This is a genomic window from Luteibacter flocculans, assembly GCF_023612255.1.
Taxonomy (GTDB): domain Bacteria; phylum Pseudomonadota; class Gammaproteobacteria; order Xanthomonadales; family Rhodanobacteraceae; genus Luteibacter; species Luteibacter flocculans.
Map to the genome: position 1 here is coordinate 2286846 of NZ_CP063231.1, position 17223 is coordinate 2304068.

Here is a 17223-nt window from a genome sequence, read left to right on the forward strand (position 1 = left end):
GCTCCGCGCAGCCATACCAGGGAGGGAAACGAGCCCGGACCGGCCATCGGCGATGGCGGCGCGGAATCAATAGGCAAGGATACCCGAAAAGCACGGGCCGGCGGCGCCGCGCGGCATCGCGCGACGCGACACGGAGATCAGAAGGCGACCGGCGCGGCCTTGCCGTCGCGGATGTCGACCCGGAAACGAGCCACGTTGGCCCGACGGAACGCATCGAGCTGGATCGGCTGGCCATCGACCGACACCTGGGCGCCGTTGGCATTGCCGATGCGCACATCGAGCGGGCTGTCGCTGCGATAGGACTTCTGCGTGCCGGCCGGCAGAATGCCGTACTCGAGACGCGAACCGTCGGCAGCGGTGACTTCCACCCAGCTCGCAGACGGCAGGTCCAGGGTGAGGCTGTGGCCGCCTTGCCCCGCACCGGCTTCCGGCGTTGCCGCGCTGGCCAGCGGCGTCTTGTTGGCCGTGGCGTGATCGAGCGGCGGGAACATGGCCATGGACGCGAGCAGCGGCTGCTGGTCCTCGACGCGCTGCTCGGCGTTGACCGCCGGCTTGTTCTCGGTGGTGGCGACGCTGGTCGCCGGCGCGGTCGACGACGACGCGGCCGGCGCGTCCTGCTGTGCGACCGGGCTTGCATCGAGCGGCGCGAGGCGGGCCATGTCGCGGTCGAGCGTGCCACGCACGCCCAGCCACACCATCGGCACGACGATGACCGCGGTCAGCACGACATACGTAGCGGCCGTGAGATAGCGCTCGAAGAGGTAGCGCGAGTGAGACACCCCACCCGTGACCACCAGCTCAGGCTGGCGAGGCGTCAAACGGGCCAGTTCGGCCTGGATGGCGTCTTCGTCCACACCGACGTGGTGGCCATACTTGGTGAGATAACCCGCAAGATAGACCTGGTAGTCGATACCGCCGTACTCGCCCGCCTCGAGCTGGCGCAGCAGGCGCGTCGGCAGGCGCAATGCCTGGCCGCAGGCTTCGATACTGTAGCCACGCGCTTCGCGGGCGGCGCGAAGACGCGCGCCGAAACCGGTCGAGGGGGCGGTGTGATCGATCAGCACACGGCCGTCGTCCTCGGTGGTGCCAACGAGCTGGGGATCCATGGCGTGCTCCCTGTCTGCATGCGATTCGAGCCCCGCGAACAGGTCCTGTTCGCGTCCGTCCCGACCGGAAGAATTCGAAGATACTGGGGTCATTGACGTGCGGTGGCTTCGAGTGCGCGCGCGGGTTCCGAATCCGGGAACTTTTCGCGCAGGCGTTTGGCGTAGTCCTGGGCAACCTCCCCGTTGCCCAGCCGGAGCTCGATGTCGTGACCGAGCTTCAACGAATCCGGGCTCGGCGCCCCGAGCGCTTCATAGCGCTGCAGGAAGGCACGGGCCCGAAATGCATCGTTCTTAAGGTACAACACGCGCGCCATCTGATACAGGGCGTCGGCGTTGTTCGGATTGCGATCGAGCGCCTTGCGGAAGTAGCCCTCTGCCGCGTCGTAGTCCTGCGATTGCATCTGGCAGGTACCCGCGTTGGTCAGGGCGAGATCAGGCGTTTCGTAGAAAGGATCGGCCAGGGCGCGATCGAAGAACGGCTTGGCCTCCGCCGGACGCTGCTGCTTGCACAGGAACACGGCGAGGTTGTTGTTCACTGAGCCCTTCTTGGGGTCGTACTCAGCCGCCTTGCGGTAATGAAGCTCGGCATTGACGGGGTCGTTGATGCGCTCGTAGAGCACGGCGATCACGGTGTGCGCCGGCACGTATTTCGGGTCGAACTGCAGGGCTTTCTGCAGCTTTTCCATGGCGCCCTTGAGGTCGCCGTTCTGCATGTAGCGCTGGCCGAGCTCGGTGTGGACCTCTGCCCCCTTGGCACGATCATCGGCGGCCGTCGAGGGCTTCAGCCCCGAACCGCTCCCTACGCAGCCAGCGCACGCAAAAGCGAGCGCTGCCAGCATCCCCCACCGCTCAAGCCGCATTCACCACTCCCTCTGCGAGTTTCTTGCGGAATTCCGCCTGACGGCGGGTACGGTCCACGACCTGGCCCTTCAACTGACCGCAGGCGGCGTCGATGTCGTCGCCACGCGTGCGACGGAGCATCGTCAGCACACCGGCGTTGAGCAACTGGGTCTGGAAGGCGCGGATCTCGTCCTGCCCCGAGCGCTCGAAACGCGCACCGGGGAACGGATTGAACGGAATGAGGTTGACCTTGTTGGCCCCGGGCAGCCTGCGCATGAACTTGATCAGCTGGCGAGCATGCTCGGGCTGGTCGTTCACGCCCTTCATCAGGGTGTATTCGAACGTGATCGACGTGCGCGGCGCGCGCTGGATGTAGCGCTCACAGGCGCCCATCAGCTCGGCCAGCGGATAGCGCTTGTTCAACGGCACCAGCTCCGTACGGAGCTCGTCATTGGCGGCGTGCAGGGACACGGCGAGCGAGACGTCGCTCTCGGCCGAGAGGCGATCGATCATCGGCACCAGGCCGGCGGTGGACAAGGTGACGCGCTTGCTCGCCAGGCCGAAGCCGAGGTCGTCGCGCATCAGGCTCATGGCCTTGACCACGTTGTCGAAGTTCAGCAGCGGCTCGCCCATGCCCATCATCACCACGTTGGTGATGCGGCGCTGCTGGTGCGGCACGTTGCCGAGATGTTTGGCCGCGACCCATACCTGACCGATGATCTCGGCCGTGGACAGGTTGCGGGAGAAGCCCTGGGTCGCCGTGGAGCAGAACTGGCAGTTCAGGGCGCAGCCCACCTGCGAGGACACGCACAGCGTGCCGCGGGTGGGCTCCGGGATGTACACCGTCTCGATGGCGTTGCCGCCATCCATGCCAAGCAGCCACTTGTGGGTGCCGTCGACCGCGCCTTTCTCGAACACGGTCTTCGGCGGCCCGACGTAGCAGCTGGCCGTGAGCTTCTCGCGCAACGCCTTGCCGACATCGGTCATCTTCTCGAAATCGCTTTCGAGACGGTGGTAGATCCACTTCATGACCTGCTCGGCACGGTACGTCTTCTCGCCCAACTGGGCGAAGAAATCGCGCAGTCCCTGGCGGTCGAAGTCGAGCAGGTTGACCTTTTCGGCTGGCGTATTCACGGCATGGCTCAGTGCGAGACGACTTCCGTCGTGCGGAAGAAGTAGGCGATCTCGACAGCGGCGGTTTCAGCGGCGTCGGAGCCGTGAACCGCATTGGCGTCGATCGATTCGGCGAAGTCGGCGCGGATGGTGCCCGGCGCGGCTTCCTTCGGGTTGGTGGCACCCATGAGCTCGCGGTTCTTGAGAATCGCGCCCTCGCCTTCCAGCACCTGGATCATCACCGGGCCGGAGATCATGAACTCGACGAGCGCGTTGAAGAACGGGCGCTCCTTGTGCACGGCGTAGAAACCCTCGGCTTCGGCGCGGCTCAGCTGGGCCATGCGCGCAGCGACGACCTTGAGGCCGGCGCCTTCGAAACGGGCGAGGATTTGACCGATGACGTTCTTCTTGACGGCATCCGGCTTGATGATCGAAAGGGTGCGCTCCAGCGCCATACGAGTGCTCCGGGAAATGAACGAGGAAAGAGGACCCCAGCCAGGCCCTTGGGTGCCCGGTGGTAGTTTGCGGCCAAAGCCGTCCGGAATGACTGACTTAGCACACGAAATCTTGACAGATTCTAGCTCATCCGCAAGCCGTTTGCAGGCATGTGCGGTCGCAGATTGACCCATCCGAGGTGGTGGGCGTAACCTCAAACGATCGTTTGATTCAAACCATCCGCCTGCGGAGTCCGCCGACATGACGAACGCACCCTATGCGTCCCGCGAACGAAGCACCAAAGAGCGGATCCTGGGTGCCGCCGAGGCGTTGTTCGCCACCCATGGCTTTGCTGGGGCCTCGCTCCGTCAAGTGACCGCGGCGGCCCGGGTCAACCTGGCCGCGGTGAACTACCACTTCGGATCCAAGGACAAGCTCATCGAGGAGGTGTTCCGACGCCGCCTGGACGAACTGAACAGCCGTCGCCTGGCAGCCCTGGGCAAGATTGTGGGCCAGCCGGGCACCCGCCTCGAGGACGTCCTGGACGCCTACATCCGCCCTGCCCTCGACCTGTCCCGCACGGACGGCGGCGGCGCGGCGTTTGTCCGGGTGCTGGCCCGGGCCTACGCCGAGCACAACGAGACCCTGCGCCGGTTCCTTTCCGACAATTACGGCCACGTGCTGCGCCAGTTCGCCACCGAATTCGGGCGCCTTCTGCCGGGGCTGGCGAAGGAAGAAATCTACTGGCGCCTGGACATCGTCACCGGCGCCCTTACTTACGCGATGGCCGACTTCGGCATCATCCAGCGCAAAAACGACGTCGCCGAGCGCGACCACCGCGAAGCCGCGGCCGAGCACCTCATCGGCTTTGCCGCCGCCGGCCTGCGCAACCCTTCCGTTTCGAACGCCACGGCCACTCGTTGACCGTGACGATCCTTGAGCCATCGGAGATCACCATGACCGCAACACCGTTACGCATTCGCAAGGCCGCGGTACTCGGCGCCGGTGTCATGGGCGCGCAGATTGCCGCTCACCTGACGAACGCCAACGTGGAAACCGTGCTGTTCGACCTTCCCGCCAAGGAAGGTCCGAAGAGCGGCATCGCCATCAAGGCGATCGCCAACCTCGCCAAGCTCTCGCCGGCACCGCTGGCCGAGAAGAGCCTCGGCGCCGCGATCATCCCGGCCAACTACGAGGAAGACCTTGCTCAGCTCGCCGACGTGGACCTCATCATCGAGGCCATCGCCGAGCGGATGGACTGGAAGCTGGATCTCTATACGAAGATCGCGCCTCACGTGTCGCAGACGGCCGTGCTCGCCAGTAACACCTCCGGCCTGTCGATCAACGGTCTCGCCGAGGCGCTGCCGGAAGAACTCCGCCATCGCTTCACCGGCGTGCATTTCTTCAATCCGCCGCGCTACATGCACCTGGTCGAGCTGATCCCGACCCGCCTCACCGACGCCGCCGTGCTTGAGGGCCTGGAAGCCTTCCTCACCACCACGCTCGGCAAGGGCGTGGTGTACGCCAAGGACACCCCGAACTTCATCGGTAACCGCATCGGCGTGTTCTCGATGCTCTCCACCATGCACCACACCGAAGCGTTCGGCCTCGGCTTCGACACCGTGGACGCGCTCACCGGTCCCGCCATCGGCCGCCCGAAGAGCGCCACCTTCCGCACGGCAGACGTTGTGGGCCTGGACACCCTGGCGCACGTGGTCAAGACCATGAGCGACACCCTGCCCGACGATCCCTGGCATCGCTACTTCCAGCCGCCCGCCTGGCTGAAGGGCCTGATCGACAAGGGCGCGCTTGGCCAGAAGACCGGCGCGGGTGTGTACCGCAAGGCCGGCAAGGACATCGTGGTGCTCGACCTGCAGAAGCAGGACTACCGCCCGTCCGAGCAGAAGGCGTCCGACGAGGTATCGGCCATTCTCGCCATCAAGGATCCGGCTGAGAAGTTCGCAAAGCTGCGCGCATCGGCCGATCCGCAGGCGCAGTTCCTGTGGGCCGTGTTCCGCGACCTGTTCCATTACACCGCTTATCACTTGGCCGACATCGCCGATACGGCGCGTGACGTCGACTTCGCCATTCGCTGGGGTTACGGCTGGAAGCTCGGTCCGTTCGAGATCTGGCAGTCGGCCGGCTGGCAGCAGATCGCCGGCTGGGTCGCCGAGGACATTGCCGCCGGCAAGGCCATGAGCAATGCCCCGCTGCCGGCGTGGGTGACCGACGGTCGCACGGGCGTACACGGTAAGGCCGGTTCGTTCTCGGCCGCCGCGAACGCCGACAAGCCGCGCTCCAGCCATCCGGTCTACCAGCGTCAGGCATTCCCCGATCCGATCCTGGGCGAGCGCTTCGACCAGGGCACCACGGTCTGGGAAAACGAAGGCGTGCGCCTGTGGCATGCCGGCGACGACATCGGCGTGATCTCGTTCAAGACCAAGATGCACACGGTCAACGATCAGGTGCTTGACGGCATCCAGCACGCCATCGGTCTTGCCGAGCAGCAGTTCCGCGGCGTGGTGCTCTGGCAGCCGTCGGAGCCGTTCTCGGCCGGCGCCGACCTCAAGGGTGCGCTGGGTCTTCTGCAGGCCGGCAAGCTTGCCCAGTTCGAAGCGATGGTGGCGAACTTCCAGGCCACCAGCATGCGCATCAAGTACTCACTGGTGCCGGTGGTCGCGGCGGTGCGCGGTCTCGCGCTCGGTGGCGGTTGCGAGTTCCAGATGCACTCCGCCCGCACGGTGGCGGCGCTCGAAAGCTACATCGGCCTCGTGGAAGCGGGCGTCGGTCTGCTTCCCGCAGGCGGCGGCCTGAAGGAGCTGGCCGTACGCGCTGCGCAGGCCAACCCGGAAGACCCGTTCGAATACCTCAAGAAAGTGTTCGAGACGGTGGCGATGGCAAAGGTCTCCGCCAGCGCCCTCGAGGCGAAGTCGCTCGGCCTGCTGCGCAAGGACGACGTGATCGTCTTCAACGGTTACGAGTTGCTGCATGTCGCCAAGTCCCAGGCACGCGCCCTGGCGGAATCGGGCTACCGTCCGCCGCTGCCCGCTCGCGCCATTCCCGTTGGCGGTGACGTCTCCACGGCCACGTTCAAGTCATCGCTCGCCAATCTGGCCGAGGGCTATTTCGCCTCCGCCCATGACATCGACATTGCCGGCCGCATTGCCGACACCCTGTCGGGCGGTCGGATCGAACGGGGTTCGCTGGTGGACGAGAACTGGTTGTTGGCGCTTGAGCGCCGCCACTTCGTGGAACTGGCCCAGACCGAAAAGACCCAGGCGCGTATTGCCCACACGATGACGACGGGGAAGCCGCTGCGTAACTGATGCGCCACGCGCTCTGACGCAACCGACTTTCCCCCTTAAAGGAACCACCCCATGAGCAAGCAAGTGCAAGACGCCTATATCGTCGCCGCCACCCGCACCCCCGTGGGCAAGGCGCCGCGTGGCGTATTCCGCAACACCCGCCCCGACGACATGCTCGCGCACGTCATCCGTGCCGTGCTGGAGCAGGCACCAGGGATCGACCCGGCACTGATCGCCGACGCGATCATCGGCTGTGCGATGCCGGAGGCCGAGCAAGGCATGAACGTGGCGCGCATCGGCGTGCTGCTAGCGGGCCTGCCCGAGCAGGTACCCGGCGTCACCATCAACCGCTTCTGCTCGTCGGGCGTGCAGGCCATCGCGATGGCCGCCGACCGCATCCGCCTGGGCGAGGCCGACCTCATGCTGGCCGGTGGCACCGAGTCGATGAGCATGGTGCCGATGATGGGCCACAAGGTGGCAATGAACCCCGCCATCTTCGAAAACGACGAGAACCGCGCCATTGCCTTCGGCATGGGCATCACCGCCGAGAAGGTCGCCGAGCGCTGGAAGGTCAGCCGCGAGGATCAGGACCGCTTCGCTCTGCAGTCGCATCAGCGCGCCATCGCTGCCATTGCGGCCGGCGAGTTCAAGGACGAGATCACGCCGTTCCAGCTCGACGACCGCTACCCGGATCTGAAGAACCATAGCGTCCGCGAGGATCGCCGGATCATCGATACCGACGAAGGCCCGCGCCAGGACACGTCGCTGGAAGTGCTGGGCAAGCTGCGCCCGGTGTTCCGTAACGGCCAGTTCGGTGGATCGGTCACGGCCGGTAACTCGTCGCAGATGTCCGACGGCGCCGGCGCCCTGCTGATCGCCAGCGAGAAGGCCATCAAGGATTACGGCCTGACGCCGCTGGCTCGCTTCGTGGGCTTCTCGGTGGCCGGCGTCGCGCCGGACATCATGGGCATCGGTCCCAAGGAAGCCATTCCGAAGGCGCTCAAGCAGACCGGCATCAGCCAGGATCAACTGGACTGGATCGAGCTCAACGAGGCGTTCGCCGCGCAGGCGTTGGCAGTGATCCGCGACCTCGGTCTCGACCCGGCCAAGGTGAACCCGCTCGGCGGCGCCATTGCCCTAGGCCACCCGCTGGGTGCTACCGGCGCGGTCCGCGCGGCTACGCTGATCCACGGCCTGCGTCGCCGCAAGCAGAAGTACGGCATGGTCACCATGTGCATCGGCACCGGCATGGGCGCCGCGGGCGTGTTCGAAGCCCTGTAATACCCCGGTACATGCTGGCTCTCCCGGTATTGGCCGTGGGAGTCAGCCAGCACCCCATCGCCAGCAGGCTGGCTCCCACCGCAAAACCTCACCGGCTTGGTGGGAGCCGATCTTCCGGCGAGGTGTGGTGGGAGCCAGCCTGCTGGCGATGGGGGTATCGGCAACGCAACAACCGGCTGGAGCCGCCTCGGCGGAGGAAGCCAACAAAGAGGTGTAGCGGCTTCACGGCCCCCTCGCCGCCAAGCCTGGCTACCACCGGCTCCTACGGCCGCTGGTGTTTGGGGTAACCTCGGCCGATGCACGGCATTCACTTGATCGATACCGGCTTCGGCCGCCCTTCTTTCGACGCCGCCTACCTCGTGGTGGAGCGCGGCCGCGGTGCCTTCATCGACAGCGGCACGACGCACTCGCTACCCCGCTTTCTCGACGCACTCGACACCGCGGGCATCGAACCGACCGACGTCGATTGGCTGATCCTCACCCACGTGCACCTGGATCACGCCGGTGGCGCCGGTAGCCTGATGCAACACCTTCCGAACGCGAAGCTGGCCGTGCATCCTCGCGGTGCGCGGCACATGATCGACCCGTCCGCGCTCATCGCCGGTGCGGCAGGCGTCTACGGTGAGGACATCGTTCGCCGCGATTACGGCGACATCGTTCCCGTGCCCACGGATCGTGTCGTGGAAGCCCACGATGGCTTCGCCATCGACCTCGCAGGACGCGCCCTGCTCTGCCTCGACACGCCCGGCCACGCCCGCCACCACATCGCCATCCACGACGAACGCGCCAATGCGTTCTTCACCGGCGACATCTTCGGCCTGTCCTATCGGGAGCTGGATTCACCCGGCGGCGCCTTCATCATTCCGACGACGTCGCCGGTGCAGTTCGAGCCCGAGGCGGCGCATGCATCCATTGAGCGCATGCTGGGTTACGAGCCGGAGGCGATGTACCTCACCCACTACGGAAGAGTGACCGAGGTGGCGCGGCTTGCCGCCGACCTGCACGAGCAGATCGACGCCATGGTGGCCATCGCCCAACGTCACGCCGCCGCTCCGGATCGCGAAGAGCGCATCGTGCAGGAATTCACGGACCTCTACGTTTCGCGCGCACAGAACCAAGGCGTGACGCTGCCAGCCGCCGACATTGCGAAGCTCCTCGCCATCGACATCCGCCTGAACGCGCAAGGCGTTGTCGTGTGGCTGGACCGCGGTACGCGCTGACCAGCCCAGCGTCAGGCCAGTCGCGTGCCGTTCGGTACCGGTCGCTCGGTCGTCGTGATGACCACGCCGTCGTCGGTATGAAAGCCGGTCAAGAGGAACTGCGATCGGAAGGGACCGATCTGCTTCTCGGGAAAATTGATCACGCCGACGATCTGCTTGCCGACCAACTCGTCCGCCTGATAGATCGCGGCGACCTGCGCACTCGTCTTCTTTTCACCGTGCGGACCGAAGTCGACCCAGATCTTGTAAGCCGGCCGACGCGCTTCCGGAAACGCCTCGGCGCGCACGATCGTCCCGGCGACCAGCATCACCTTCTCGAAATCGGCCCACGTAATCTCTTCGCTCATCTCATCCTTCCAGTCGCGACTTCATCCAGTCGCGCCATTCGTTGTGCCAGTAGGTGCCCTGCGCCGCCAGATAGCCGAACGGGCGGTGCACCGGTTCCAGACCGAAGCCCGAGTAATCCGCCAACGCAGGCTCATTCGAGGCGATGGCATCCGCCAGCACTTCACCGGCCGCACAGGTGGGCGCAAGGCCGTGACCGCCAAACGCCTGGGCATACCAGAGCCCGTTGCCATGGGTGCCGACCTGGGGCATCTCATGCCGAGCGTAGCTCATGAGCCCCGACCACGCCTGCTCGATCCGCACGTCCTTTAGCGACGGAAACACCGTCGCGAGGTCGCGCTTCAACAACCGCTGCACCGCACGCGGCGAACGATCGCGCACCGAGATCCGCCCACCCCACAGCAAGCGCGTATCGGACAACGGTCGATAGTAGTCGAAGGCGAAGCGGGTGTCGTAGATGGCGGCACGTGTGCGTACGCACTCACGTAGACGCTCGCCAAGCGGCTCGGTCACCATCACGTACGTAGCGATGGGCAGCACCGCATGGTCGATGCGCCTGTCCAATCCGGCAAGATAGCCACCGCAGGCCAGCACCACGTTCGGGGTCTCCACGACCGCGCCACCGACGTGCACGGCCCACCCCGCGCCACGGCGTTCCAGCCGCCGCACCCGCGATCCTTCGTGGATGGCAATTCCCACGCGTTCGGCAGCGGACGCCAGGCCGCGTGCATACGCCAGCGGGTCGATTTGCAATGCATTCCGCTCGTAGAGTCCGTCGTGATAGCGCGCACTGCGGACGAACTCGTGCATCGCATCCTCGGGAAGCCACTGCCAGTCGGCGTCGTAGTGTTCCGCCAGGAGGCGTTGCCGCTCACGCAATACGCCAGCGTCGCGGAACCAGTTCGCCCATACGACGCCCGCGTCCACCGCGTCGCAATCGATCGATAAGGCCTGAATGCGATCGCGGATGAGGTTCACCGCATCCACCGTGCGCGTATACAGACGCTTGGCGCGCTCGGCGCCCGCCTTTTCGAGCAATGCCTTCTCGCCGAGCGAATACCCCGCGAAGACGAAGCCGCCGTTACGCCCCGATGCACCAAAGCCGATCGATTTCGACTCCAGCAGCACGACATCGCGCACGCCGCGCGCTGCCAATCCCAGCACCGTATTGAGGCCAGCGAAGCCACCGCCGACCACCACTACCGCCGCCTCGCGTCGCCCTTGCAAGGGCGGCCGCGGCGCGGGCGCGGGCACTCGGTCGTGGTACCAGGACGGCATGGGCGGCGGTTCCTCGGGGAGACGTGCGTTGTACGCCAGAGCGACGCACGGCGAAAGTGGCACGAGGACGCGGATCGCTCGGGGCTGCTGGCGAGTATCATCGCGCCATGTCCGTTACGTAGGCCTTCCGATGAGTCTGCTGCCTCCCATCGACCTCAAGCGCTGGATCGACGATCACCGCGCCCTGCTCAAGCCGCCAGTCGGCAACAAATGCATCGTGGATGGCGATTTCATCATCATGATCGTCGGGGGCCCGAACGCGCGCACGGATTACCACTACGACGAAGGCCCCGAGTTCTTCTACCAGCTCGAAGGCGAGATGGTCCTCAAGGTCCAGGATGACGGACAGGCCCGCGATATTCCCATTCGCGCGGGCGAGGTGTTCTATTTGCCCCCGGGCGTGCCGCATTCACCGCAGCGGATGCCGGATTCGATCGGTCTCGTGGTCGAGCGGCGCCGCCTTGCGGGCGAGAAAGACGGACTGATGTGGTTCTGTCAGGCGTGCAATCACAAGTTGTACGAGACCTATTTTCCGCTCGGTAGCATCGAAAGCGATTTCCCGCCGGTCTTCGAGCGGTTTTACCGATCGCGCGAGGCGCGGACGTGTACGGTCTGTGGCACCGTGCATCCGGCACCTGCGGCTTACGCCGACTGATCGCGCCGCGCGAGCCGCCCCATAGCGGCCCACGTGGGTAACGACAACTAACGGGTGCTCGCCAGCCACTTCGTCGCCATGCGGCGCAGCGACTCGTCGGCTTCGCGGTCCGCGGCAATGTCCGCGATCGAGCGCCACGCCAGTTCCAGCGACTCCTCGTTGGCGACAACATCCTCGCTGCCACGTGCGACGACGACATAGCGGACGTCGTAGTGCCAATGCTCCGGCTCGTCACGGCGCGCCGGTATGCGATGGCGATCGAGATCGAAGATCTCCGGCAGCACGGCGAGATCGCGCAACCCCGTCTCCTCTTCCGCCTCGCGCAAGGCGACGGCGGCGAGATCGGGGTCGCCGTCGGCATGCCCGCCCGGTTGCAGCCAGCGCTCGAGTTTCCGATGCAGCATGAGCAAGGTGCGCTGCCCGTCCGCACTTACCAGCCAGGCCGATCCGGTGACATGCCCCGCCACGGTCTCGCGATGGAAGGGCCGCGGCTCATCGCGCAGGAGGCGCACGAACTCGCGGGTGGTGAGGTCTTCCGGCCAACGCGCCGCATAGCGGTCGAGCGCATCCAGCAAACGATCAGGTTTGTCCATCAGGGAATGCCTGCACATAAATCGCCAATTCTCGCATGGCATTTTCGGACTAGTCCGATGTCGGGCACGGGCACGGCTTGCCTAGGATGGTTGCCGGAGCACACGACGCGCTCCGTTCGCCGCCCTCCCGCCGTCACGCAAGGAATTGCGCATGCCGAAGACGCTTCCATCGGTCGCCCTCGCCCTCGCCAGCCTCGCCCCGCTTGCCGCCTCTGCGGCGCCGCGGGAAGCCAACTTCACCGGCCCGCTGGTCACGCCAGCGGTCAACAGCATGCCCGAGGGCATGGTCAACATCGAGCCGTATCTCATCCACACCAACACCCGCGGCCGTTACGACAACGTGGGCCACCGCCGGGAAGAGCATTCGATGGTGCGGCAGTGGCAACTGGCCGTACCGATGAGTTACGCACTGAGCGACACCCATGTCGTGCAGCTCACCCTCACGTCGTCGCGCACGTCCGGCGGCGGACTGCACAGCGACGGCATGCGAACCGGCGACACGACCGTACGGCTGCAGCAGCGACTGCGTGGGCCAGACGCCGACGGCGGCGGCTTGATCCTCGCCGTGGCAGCAGCCCAGCGTCTGCCGACCGGCCGCTACCACCAGTTGGATCGCAACCCGCTCAACGGCACGGGAAGCGGCGCCATGCGAACGACCTTCTCCTTTGGCGCCCAGCAGTTGCACTGGCTTGACGACGCACACGCCCTCCGTTGGCGGGCGCAGCTCGCATGGAGCCCGACGCCCGGACATATCCGGCTGCGCGACAGCAGCGTGTACGGCACGGATGCCGGGTTCCGCGGCCGCGCACGACTCGATCAGGCATGGAATGCCTCGGTGGCGGCCGAATACACGCTCAACCCGCGCTGGGTGCTGGTAGGCGAAGCGATCTGGAACCGTGCTGGCGCGGTCGACCTCGTCGGCACGTCCGCCGACGGCTCGCACATGGCACGTCGTCTCAAGCCCAACCAGGATTTCAGCCTTGCACCGGCTGTGGAATACCACTTCACGCCGAACACCGGCCTCATCGCAGGCGTGCAGTTCACCGTGGCTGGCCGCAACACCTCCGACTACGTGGCGCCCCAGGTGGCGCTCAACATGGTCTTCTGAAGCATCGCGTCGCCATATGCACAACCGCCGCAAGTCATGCTCGACACGTTTACCGGATGCTCGCAATGCCTTGGCAGGCCTCGCATTGCAGCTTGTACGGCCGAGGCCCGCTGGGCTATGGTGCCGTGCCAGCGCTTCCGGGCAGCGGCGTGTCCACCGTGGCTCACGCGGCGGTCCCAATAATAAAAGGCAACATTCCGGCAGTAGGGGAGACACATGTTGAAACACTTGTTCGCGACGCATCCCATCGAGGCCGCGCCGCACGTCGACGCTGGCGAACACATCAATACCGGCGCGCACGGAAACGAGCTGAAGCGGGTTCTCACCGCAAAGCACCTCATCCTTCTCGGTGTCGGCGCGGTCATCGGCGCGGGCATCTTCGTCATCACCGGCCAGGCTGCCGCGCTACACGCCGGCCCCGCGCTGGTCATCAGCTTCCTCATCGCCGGTTTCGCCTGCGCCCTCGCCGGCCTGTGCTACGCCGAGTTCGCAGCGATGCTGCCGGTCTCGGGCAGCGCCTACTCCTATTCCTATGCGACGCTCGGCGAATACGTCGCCTGGTTCGTCGGCTGGAACCTGGTGCTCGAGTACCTCTTCGCCGCCGCCACGGTGGCCGCGGGTTGGTCGGGGTACTTCAACGAATTGCTCGGCCTGATCGGCCAGATGATCGGCAGCAACATCGCCCTGCCCGCCTCGCTCGCCTCGGCACCCTTCCAGTTCGTCGAGGGGCACATCCAGGCAACCGGCACGATCATCAACCTGCCCGCGGTCGTCATCATCGCCGCGCTGTCCGGCCTCTGCTACGTGGGCATCACGCAGTCGGCCTTCGTCAACTCGATCATCGTGGCGATCAAGGTCACCGTGATCCTGCTATTCCTCGCCTTCGCAATCCAGGTGATCAACCCGTCCAACTGGCACCCGTTCATTCCCGAGTCCGAGGGTGAGGGCATGTTCGGCTGGAGCGGCATCTTCCGCGCAGCGACCATCGTGTTCTTCTCCTACGTGGGCTTCGACGCGGTGTCCACCGCGGCTGGCGAGGCCAAGAATCCGCAGCGCGACATGCCGATCGGCATCCTCGGCTCGCTGGCCATCTGCACGGTGCTCTACATTGCCGTGGCGCTCGTGCTCACCGGCATCGCTCCGTTCCGCATGCTCAACACGCCGGAACCGGTGGCAACCGCCCTCGGCCTGTATCCGCATCTGTCCTGGCTGAAGGCGATCGTCGTGCTCGGTGCCATCACCGGTCTGTCGTCGGTCATCCTCGTGATGCTCATGGGCCTGCCGCGCATCTTCTTCTCGATGGCGAAGGACGGCCTGCTGCCGCAGACCATGGCGAAGGTGCATCCGAACTTCCGCACGCCTTACGTCGGTACCGTCATCGTGGGTGTGGCCGCTGCCGCCATGGCCGGCCTGTTCCCGGTCAGCGTGCTCGGCGAATTGGTCTCGATGGGCACTCTGCTCGCCTTCGCCACCGTGTGCATCGGCGTGCTGATCCTGCGCTACACCCGTCCGGACCTGAAGCGCAGCTTCCGCGTGCCGTTCGTGTGGCCGATCTGCGTCACCGGCGCACTGGCCTGCGTTTACCTCTTCTGGCAGGCATTCGAGGAGCATTGGCGCCTGATGATCGGCTGGATCATCATCGGCCAGTTGATCTACTTCGGCTACGGCTACGCGCACAGCAAGCTGCGCAAGTCGCTCGGCTGATCTAACCTGCGGAAACGAGGGCCGGCGGTCGTCCGCCGGCCCTTGCGTTTGCAGCCCTTCCTTTTCGTACACGACTTCCAGGCTGTCCATGCTCCAGCAGTTACTCGCGAAGAAAGCGCCCCAAGCCGAGCCGGATGACGCGCACGGCCCCGCCCTGCGCCGCACGCTCGGTCCCTGGGGTCTCACCGCGCTGGGCATCGGCGCTGTCATCGGTGGCGGCATCTTCGTCATTACCGGCGTCGCCGCAGCAGAACACGCGGGGCCGGCGATCATCGTATCGTTCATCCTCGCGGCGATCTGCAGCACCTTCACAGCGCTGTGCTATGCCGAATTCGCTTCGATGATTCCCGTATCGGGCAGCGCCTATTCCTATGCCTATGCCACGCTCGGCGAAGGCGCCGCATGGTTCATCGGCTGGAATCTCATTCTCGAATACGGCGTCTCGGCCTCCGCGGTGGCGGTGAGTTGGACCGGCTACTTCGTCAGCCTGCTCGATCACATCGGCATCCACATCCCGCCAGCGCTGACCAATGCGCCCGTGGATTGGGTGGACGGGCATCTGGTGTTCACCGGCGCGCTGTTCAACCTGCCGGCCGTCGGCATCACCCTGGCGCTGACCTGGCTTTGCTACGTGGGCATCAAGGAATCCGCCGGCATCAACATGGCGATGGTGCTGCTCAAGACCGCACTGATCATCGTGGTGATCGTGGTGGGTGCGAGCCACATCGACACGGCGAACTGGCATCCCTTCATCCCCGAGAATCAGGGCGGCGACAAGTACGGCTGGTCGGGCATCCTACGTGGCGCGTCGATGGTCTTCTTCGCCTACATCGGCTTCGAGGCGACCTCCACGGCGGCACAGGAGTCGAAGAACCCGCAGCGCGACATGCCGATCGGCACGTTGGCCTCGCTCGCCATCTGCACGGTGCTGTACATCGCGATGGCCGCCGTGCTGACCGGTCTCGTTCCCTTCGCCGAACTCGGCACCTCGGAGCCGGTGGTCACAGCGATTCGTCAGCATCCGGAACTGGGCTGGCTGCGCGGCATCGTCGAAGTCGGCGCGCTTATCGGCCTCTCGTCCGTCGTGCTGGTGATGATCATCGCTCAGCCGCGCATCTTCATGATCATGGGCCGCGACGGCCTCATGCCGAAGGTGTTCACCACCATTCACCCGAAATACCGCACGCCGCACATCAACACGGTCATCACCGGCATCGGCATCGCCTTGCTCGCTGCGGTGTTCCCGCTCAACGTGCTGGGTGACCTCACCTCGATGGGCACGCTGGTCGCTTTCTGCGCCGTCTGCGGTGGCGTGATGATCCTGCGCAAGACCGCGCCGGATCTCCCGCGCACGTTCCGCGTGCCCTGGGCGCCGGTCACCTGCGTGCTCGGCATTCTGAGCTGCATCGGCCTGCTCTGGTCGATGGGCGTGCGCAACTGGGTGCTGATGGGCGTGTGGACCCTGCTCGGACTCGTGATGTACATGGTCTACGGCTACCGTCACAGCCGACTCAAGCGGAGCAGCGGCGCCTGACGGGCGCCCGGTTTACAAAATTCGAACAAATCTCCGATTTAAGCCGTAATATCTTGTTTTAAAAGGAAAATCGAAGAAAGTTTCGCTGTCATTTAGCTGCCATTGGCCGGTCGCCATCGGAGGGGAGTATGATCCCGAGTCCGAGGGTAAATCACTTGGCAGTGGGCCCCGGATTGCCGCCCGGCGCGTCAGGCGGGTCAGCTCCTCGGCCTGGCGCGCTTGGGCTGCATTTTCTTAAGTGACAAACGAAGGCCAGCCTTGCGGCTGGCCTTTTCGTGTCGATTCTGTACGCCCAGGCAGCGTTTAGATCATGACCGCGTGCGACACGCACCAGCCCTTGGCAGCCACCGAATGCCCTGGGAACAACTGGCACGGGCCACGGGCGGCACCCGCCTTGCCCTGGTAGAAATTGCAGTTGAAACAAGCGTCCTTGGGATCTTTCTTCCCGGCCGCCTTGCTGGCGTCCTCGGTGTACTTCAGCGCGCTGGCCGTCGGGTCGGTCGGGGACAACGGCGGCAAATCCTGAGCCCGAGCGTTCCGTGGGAGGGTGCCGAGGAGCGTGGCGGCGGCCACCCCGCCAGCCGCGACCTTGAGGAAACGGCGACGTCCTTCATTATTCTTATCGTGTTGCGACATGGGATAGACCTCCGTCGATGGTAAGCCGGGCCAGCGCCCGGTGCTGAGGGAATCGTACCGTCTCAGGGGC

16 protein-coding genes are annotated in these 17223 nt (G+C 65.4%); 8 read left to right on the forward strand and 8 right to left on the reverse strand.

The genetic code is table 11. The features are described from left to right. Window positions 1–137: 137 nt before the first annotated feature. The 4 genes from IM816_RS09615 to ndk form a co-directional block, all read right to left on the reverse strand. On the reverse strand, window positions 138–1106 hold the full coding sequence (locus IM816_RS09615; RefSeq protein ID WP_250337896.1) for a helix-turn-helix domain-containing protein: 969 nt from the start codon (window positions 1104–1106) through the stop codon (window positions 138–140). A gap of 89 nt (window positions 1107–1195) precedes the next feature. Continuing rightward, window positions 1196–1966: a type IV pilus biogenesis/stability protein PilW gene (gene pilW, locus IM816_RS09620; RefSeq protein ID WP_072321048.1), complete on the reverse strand. Its 771-nt coding sequence runs from the start codon at window positions 1964–1966 to the stop codon at window positions 1196–1198. Continuing rightward, window positions 1956–3092: a dual-specificity RNA methyltransferase RlmN gene (gene rlmN / locus IM816_RS09625; protein WP_250340733.1), complete on the reverse strand. Its 1137-nt coding sequence runs from the start codon at window positions 3090–3092 to the stop codon at window positions 1956–1958. Before rlmN ends, pilW begins: the two co-directional genes overlap by 11 nt. Continuing rightward, window positions 3089–3514: a nucleoside-diphosphate kinase gene (gene ndk, locus IM816_RS09630; protein ID WP_072321050.1), complete on the reverse strand. Its 426-nt coding sequence runs from the start codon at window positions 3512–3514 to the stop codon at window positions 3089–3091. The genes rlmN and ndk overlap by 4 nt, the downstream gene beginning before the upstream one ends. A 241-nt stretch (window positions 3515–3755) precedes the next feature. On the opposite strand from ndk, the gene IM816_RS09635 reads away from it, so the two are divergent. From IM816_RS09635 to IM816_RS09650, 4 genes are all read left to right on the forward strand, one after another. Further along, window positions 3756–4418 (forward strand): TetR/AcrR family transcriptional regulator, encoded by a 663-nt coding sequence (locus IM816_RS09635; RefSeq protein WP_250337897.1) that lies wholly within the window; start codon window positions 3756–3758, stop codon window positions 4416–4418. Between the two features lie 32 nt (window positions 4419–4450). Further along, a complete protein-coding gene (locus IM816_RS09640; protein WP_250337898.1) occupies window positions 4451–6820 on the forward strand; it encodes a 3-hydroxyacyl-CoA dehydrogenase/enoyl-CoA hydratase family protein in 2370 nt (789 codons plus the stop codon). Between the two features lie 51 nt (window positions 6821–6871). After that, window positions 6872–8080, forward strand: coding sequence for an acetyl-CoA C-acyltransferase (locus tag IM816_RS09645; RefSeq protein WP_250337899.1), 1209 nt, complete (start codon window positions 6872–6874; stop codon window positions 8078–8080). Between the two features lie 296 nt (window positions 8081–8376). Further along, on the forward strand, window positions 8377–9300 hold the full coding sequence (locus IM816_RS09650; protein WP_250337900.1) for an MBL fold metallo-hydrolase: 924 nt from the start codon (window positions 8377–8379) through the stop codon (window positions 9298–9300). Between the two features lie 11 nt (window positions 9301–9311). Here IM816_RS09650 and IM816_RS09655 read toward each other — a convergent pair whose 3' ends face one another. Both IM816_RS09655 and IM816_RS09660 read right to left on the reverse strand, forming a co-directional pair. Continuing rightward, window positions 9312–9647: a tRNA-binding protein gene (locus tag IM816_RS09655; RefSeq protein ID WP_250337901.1), complete on the reverse strand. Its 336-nt coding sequence runs from the start codon at window positions 9645–9647 to the stop codon at window positions 9312–9314. A gap of 1 nt (window position 9648) precedes the next feature. Further along, window positions 9649–10923: an NAD(P)/FAD-dependent oxidoreductase gene (locus tag IM816_RS09660; protein ID WP_250337902.1), complete on the reverse strand. Its 1275-nt coding sequence runs from the start codon at window positions 10921–10923 to the stop codon at window positions 9649–9651. 130 nt (window positions 10924–11053) lie between these two features. Between IM816_RS09660 and IM816_RS09665 the strand changes: the two genes are divergently transcribed. Further along, the gene (locus tag IM816_RS09665) at window positions 11054–11578 is read left to right on the forward strand and encodes a 3-hydroxyanthranilate 3,4-dioxygenase (protein WP_250337903.1); all 525 of its coding nucleotides are present in this window, start codon (window positions 11054–11056) and stop codon (window positions 11576–11578) included. Between the two features lie 47 nt (window positions 11579–11625). Here IM816_RS09665 and IM816_RS09670 read toward each other — a convergent pair whose 3' ends face one another. Then, the gene (locus IM816_RS09670; protein WP_250337904.1) at window positions 11626–12171 is read right to left on the reverse strand and encodes an NUDIX hydrolase; all 546 of its coding nucleotides are present in this window, start codon (window positions 12169–12171) and stop codon (window positions 11626–11628) included. A 151-nt stretch (window positions 12172–12322) separates the two neighbouring features. Here IM816_RS09670 and IM816_RS09675 point away from each other — a divergent pair, with 151 nt between their 5' ends. From IM816_RS09675 to IM816_RS09685, 3 genes are all read left to right on the forward strand, one after another. Further along, a complete protein-coding gene (locus IM816_RS09675) occupies window positions 12323–13279 on the forward strand; it encodes a transporter (RefSeq protein WP_250337905.1) in 957 nt (318 codons plus the stop codon). Window positions 13280–13495: 216 nt separating this feature from the next. After that, window positions 13496–14983 (forward strand): amino acid permease, encoded by a 1488-nt coding sequence (locus IM816_RS09680; protein WP_250337906.1) that lies wholly within the window; start codon window positions 13496–13498, stop codon window positions 14981–14983. Between the two features lie 88 nt (window positions 14984–15071). After that, window positions 15072–16517, forward strand: a complete 1446-nt coding sequence (locus IM816_RS09685) for an amino acid permease (RefSeq protein ID WP_072321061.1) — start codon at window positions 15072–15074, stop codon at window positions 16515–16517. Between the two features lie 303 nt (window positions 16518–16820). Here IM816_RS09685 and IM816_RS09690 read toward each other — a convergent pair whose 3' ends face one another. Then, on the reverse strand, window positions 16821–17153 hold the full coding sequence (locus IM816_RS09690) for a high-potential iron-sulfur protein (protein WP_250337907.1): 333 nt from the start codon (window positions 17151–17153) through the stop codon (window positions 16821–16823). Window positions 17154–17223: the final 70 nt, after the last annotated feature.

Bases quoted from the DNA above. Each gene is read 5' to 3' on its own strand.
- IM816_RS09615 (WP_250337896.1), bottom strand. From the start codon at position 1,106: ATGGATCCCCAGCTCGTTGGCACCACCGAGGACGACGGCCGTGTGCTG.
- pilW (WP_072321048.1), bottom strand. From the start codon at position 1,966: ATGCGGCTTGAGCGGTGGGGGATGCTGGCAGCGCTCGCTTTTGCGTGC.
- ndk (WP_072321050.1), bottom strand. From the start codon at position 3,514: ATGGCGCTGGAGCGCACCCTTTCGATCATCAAGCCGGATGCCGTCAAG.
- IM816_RS09635 (WP_250337897.1), top strand. From the start codon at position 3,756: ATGACGAACGCACCCTATGCGTCCCGCGAACGAAGCACCAAAGAGCGG.
- IM816_RS09640 (WP_250337898.1), top strand. From the start codon at position 4,451: ATGACCGCAACACCGTTACGCATTCGCAAGGCCGCGGTACTCGGCGCC.
- IM816_RS09645 (WP_250337899.1), top strand. From the start codon at position 6,872: ATGAGCAAGCAAGTGCAAGACGCCTATATCGTCGCCGCCACCCGCACC.
- IM816_RS09650 (WP_250337900.1), top strand. From the start codon at position 8,377: ATGCACGGCATTCACTTGATCGATACCGGCTTCGGCCGCCCTTCTTTC.
- IM816_RS09655 (WP_250337901.1), bottom strand. From the start codon at position 9,647: ATGAGCGAAGAGATTACGTGGGCCGATTTCGAGAAGGTGATGCTGGTC.
- IM816_RS09660 (WP_250337902.1), bottom strand. From the start codon at position 10,923: ATGCCGTCCTGGTACCACGACCGAGTGCCCGCGCCCGCGCCGCGGCCG.
- IM816_RS09665 (WP_250337903.1), top strand. From the start codon at position 11,054: ATGAGTCTGCTGCCTCCCATCGACCTCAAGCGCTGGATCGACGATCAC.
- IM816_RS09670 (WP_250337904.1), bottom strand. From the start codon at position 12,171: ATGGACAAACCTGATCGTTTGCTGGATGCGCTCGACCGCTATGCGGCG.
- IM816_RS09675 (WP_250337905.1), top strand. From the start codon at position 12,323: ATGCCGAAGACGCTTCCATCGGTCGCCCTCGCCCTCGCCAGCCTCGCC.
- IM816_RS09680 (WP_250337906.1), top strand. From the start codon at position 13,496: ATGTTGAAACACTTGTTCGCGACGCATCCCATCGAGGCCGCGCCGCAC.
- IM816_RS09685 (WP_072321061.1), top strand. From the start codon at position 15,072: ATGCTCCAGCAGTTACTCGCGAAGAAAGCGCCCCAAGCCGAGCCGGAT.
- IM816_RS09690 (WP_250337907.1), bottom strand. From the start codon at position 17,153: ATGTCGCAACACGATAAGAATAATGAAGGACGTCGCCGTTTCCTCAAG.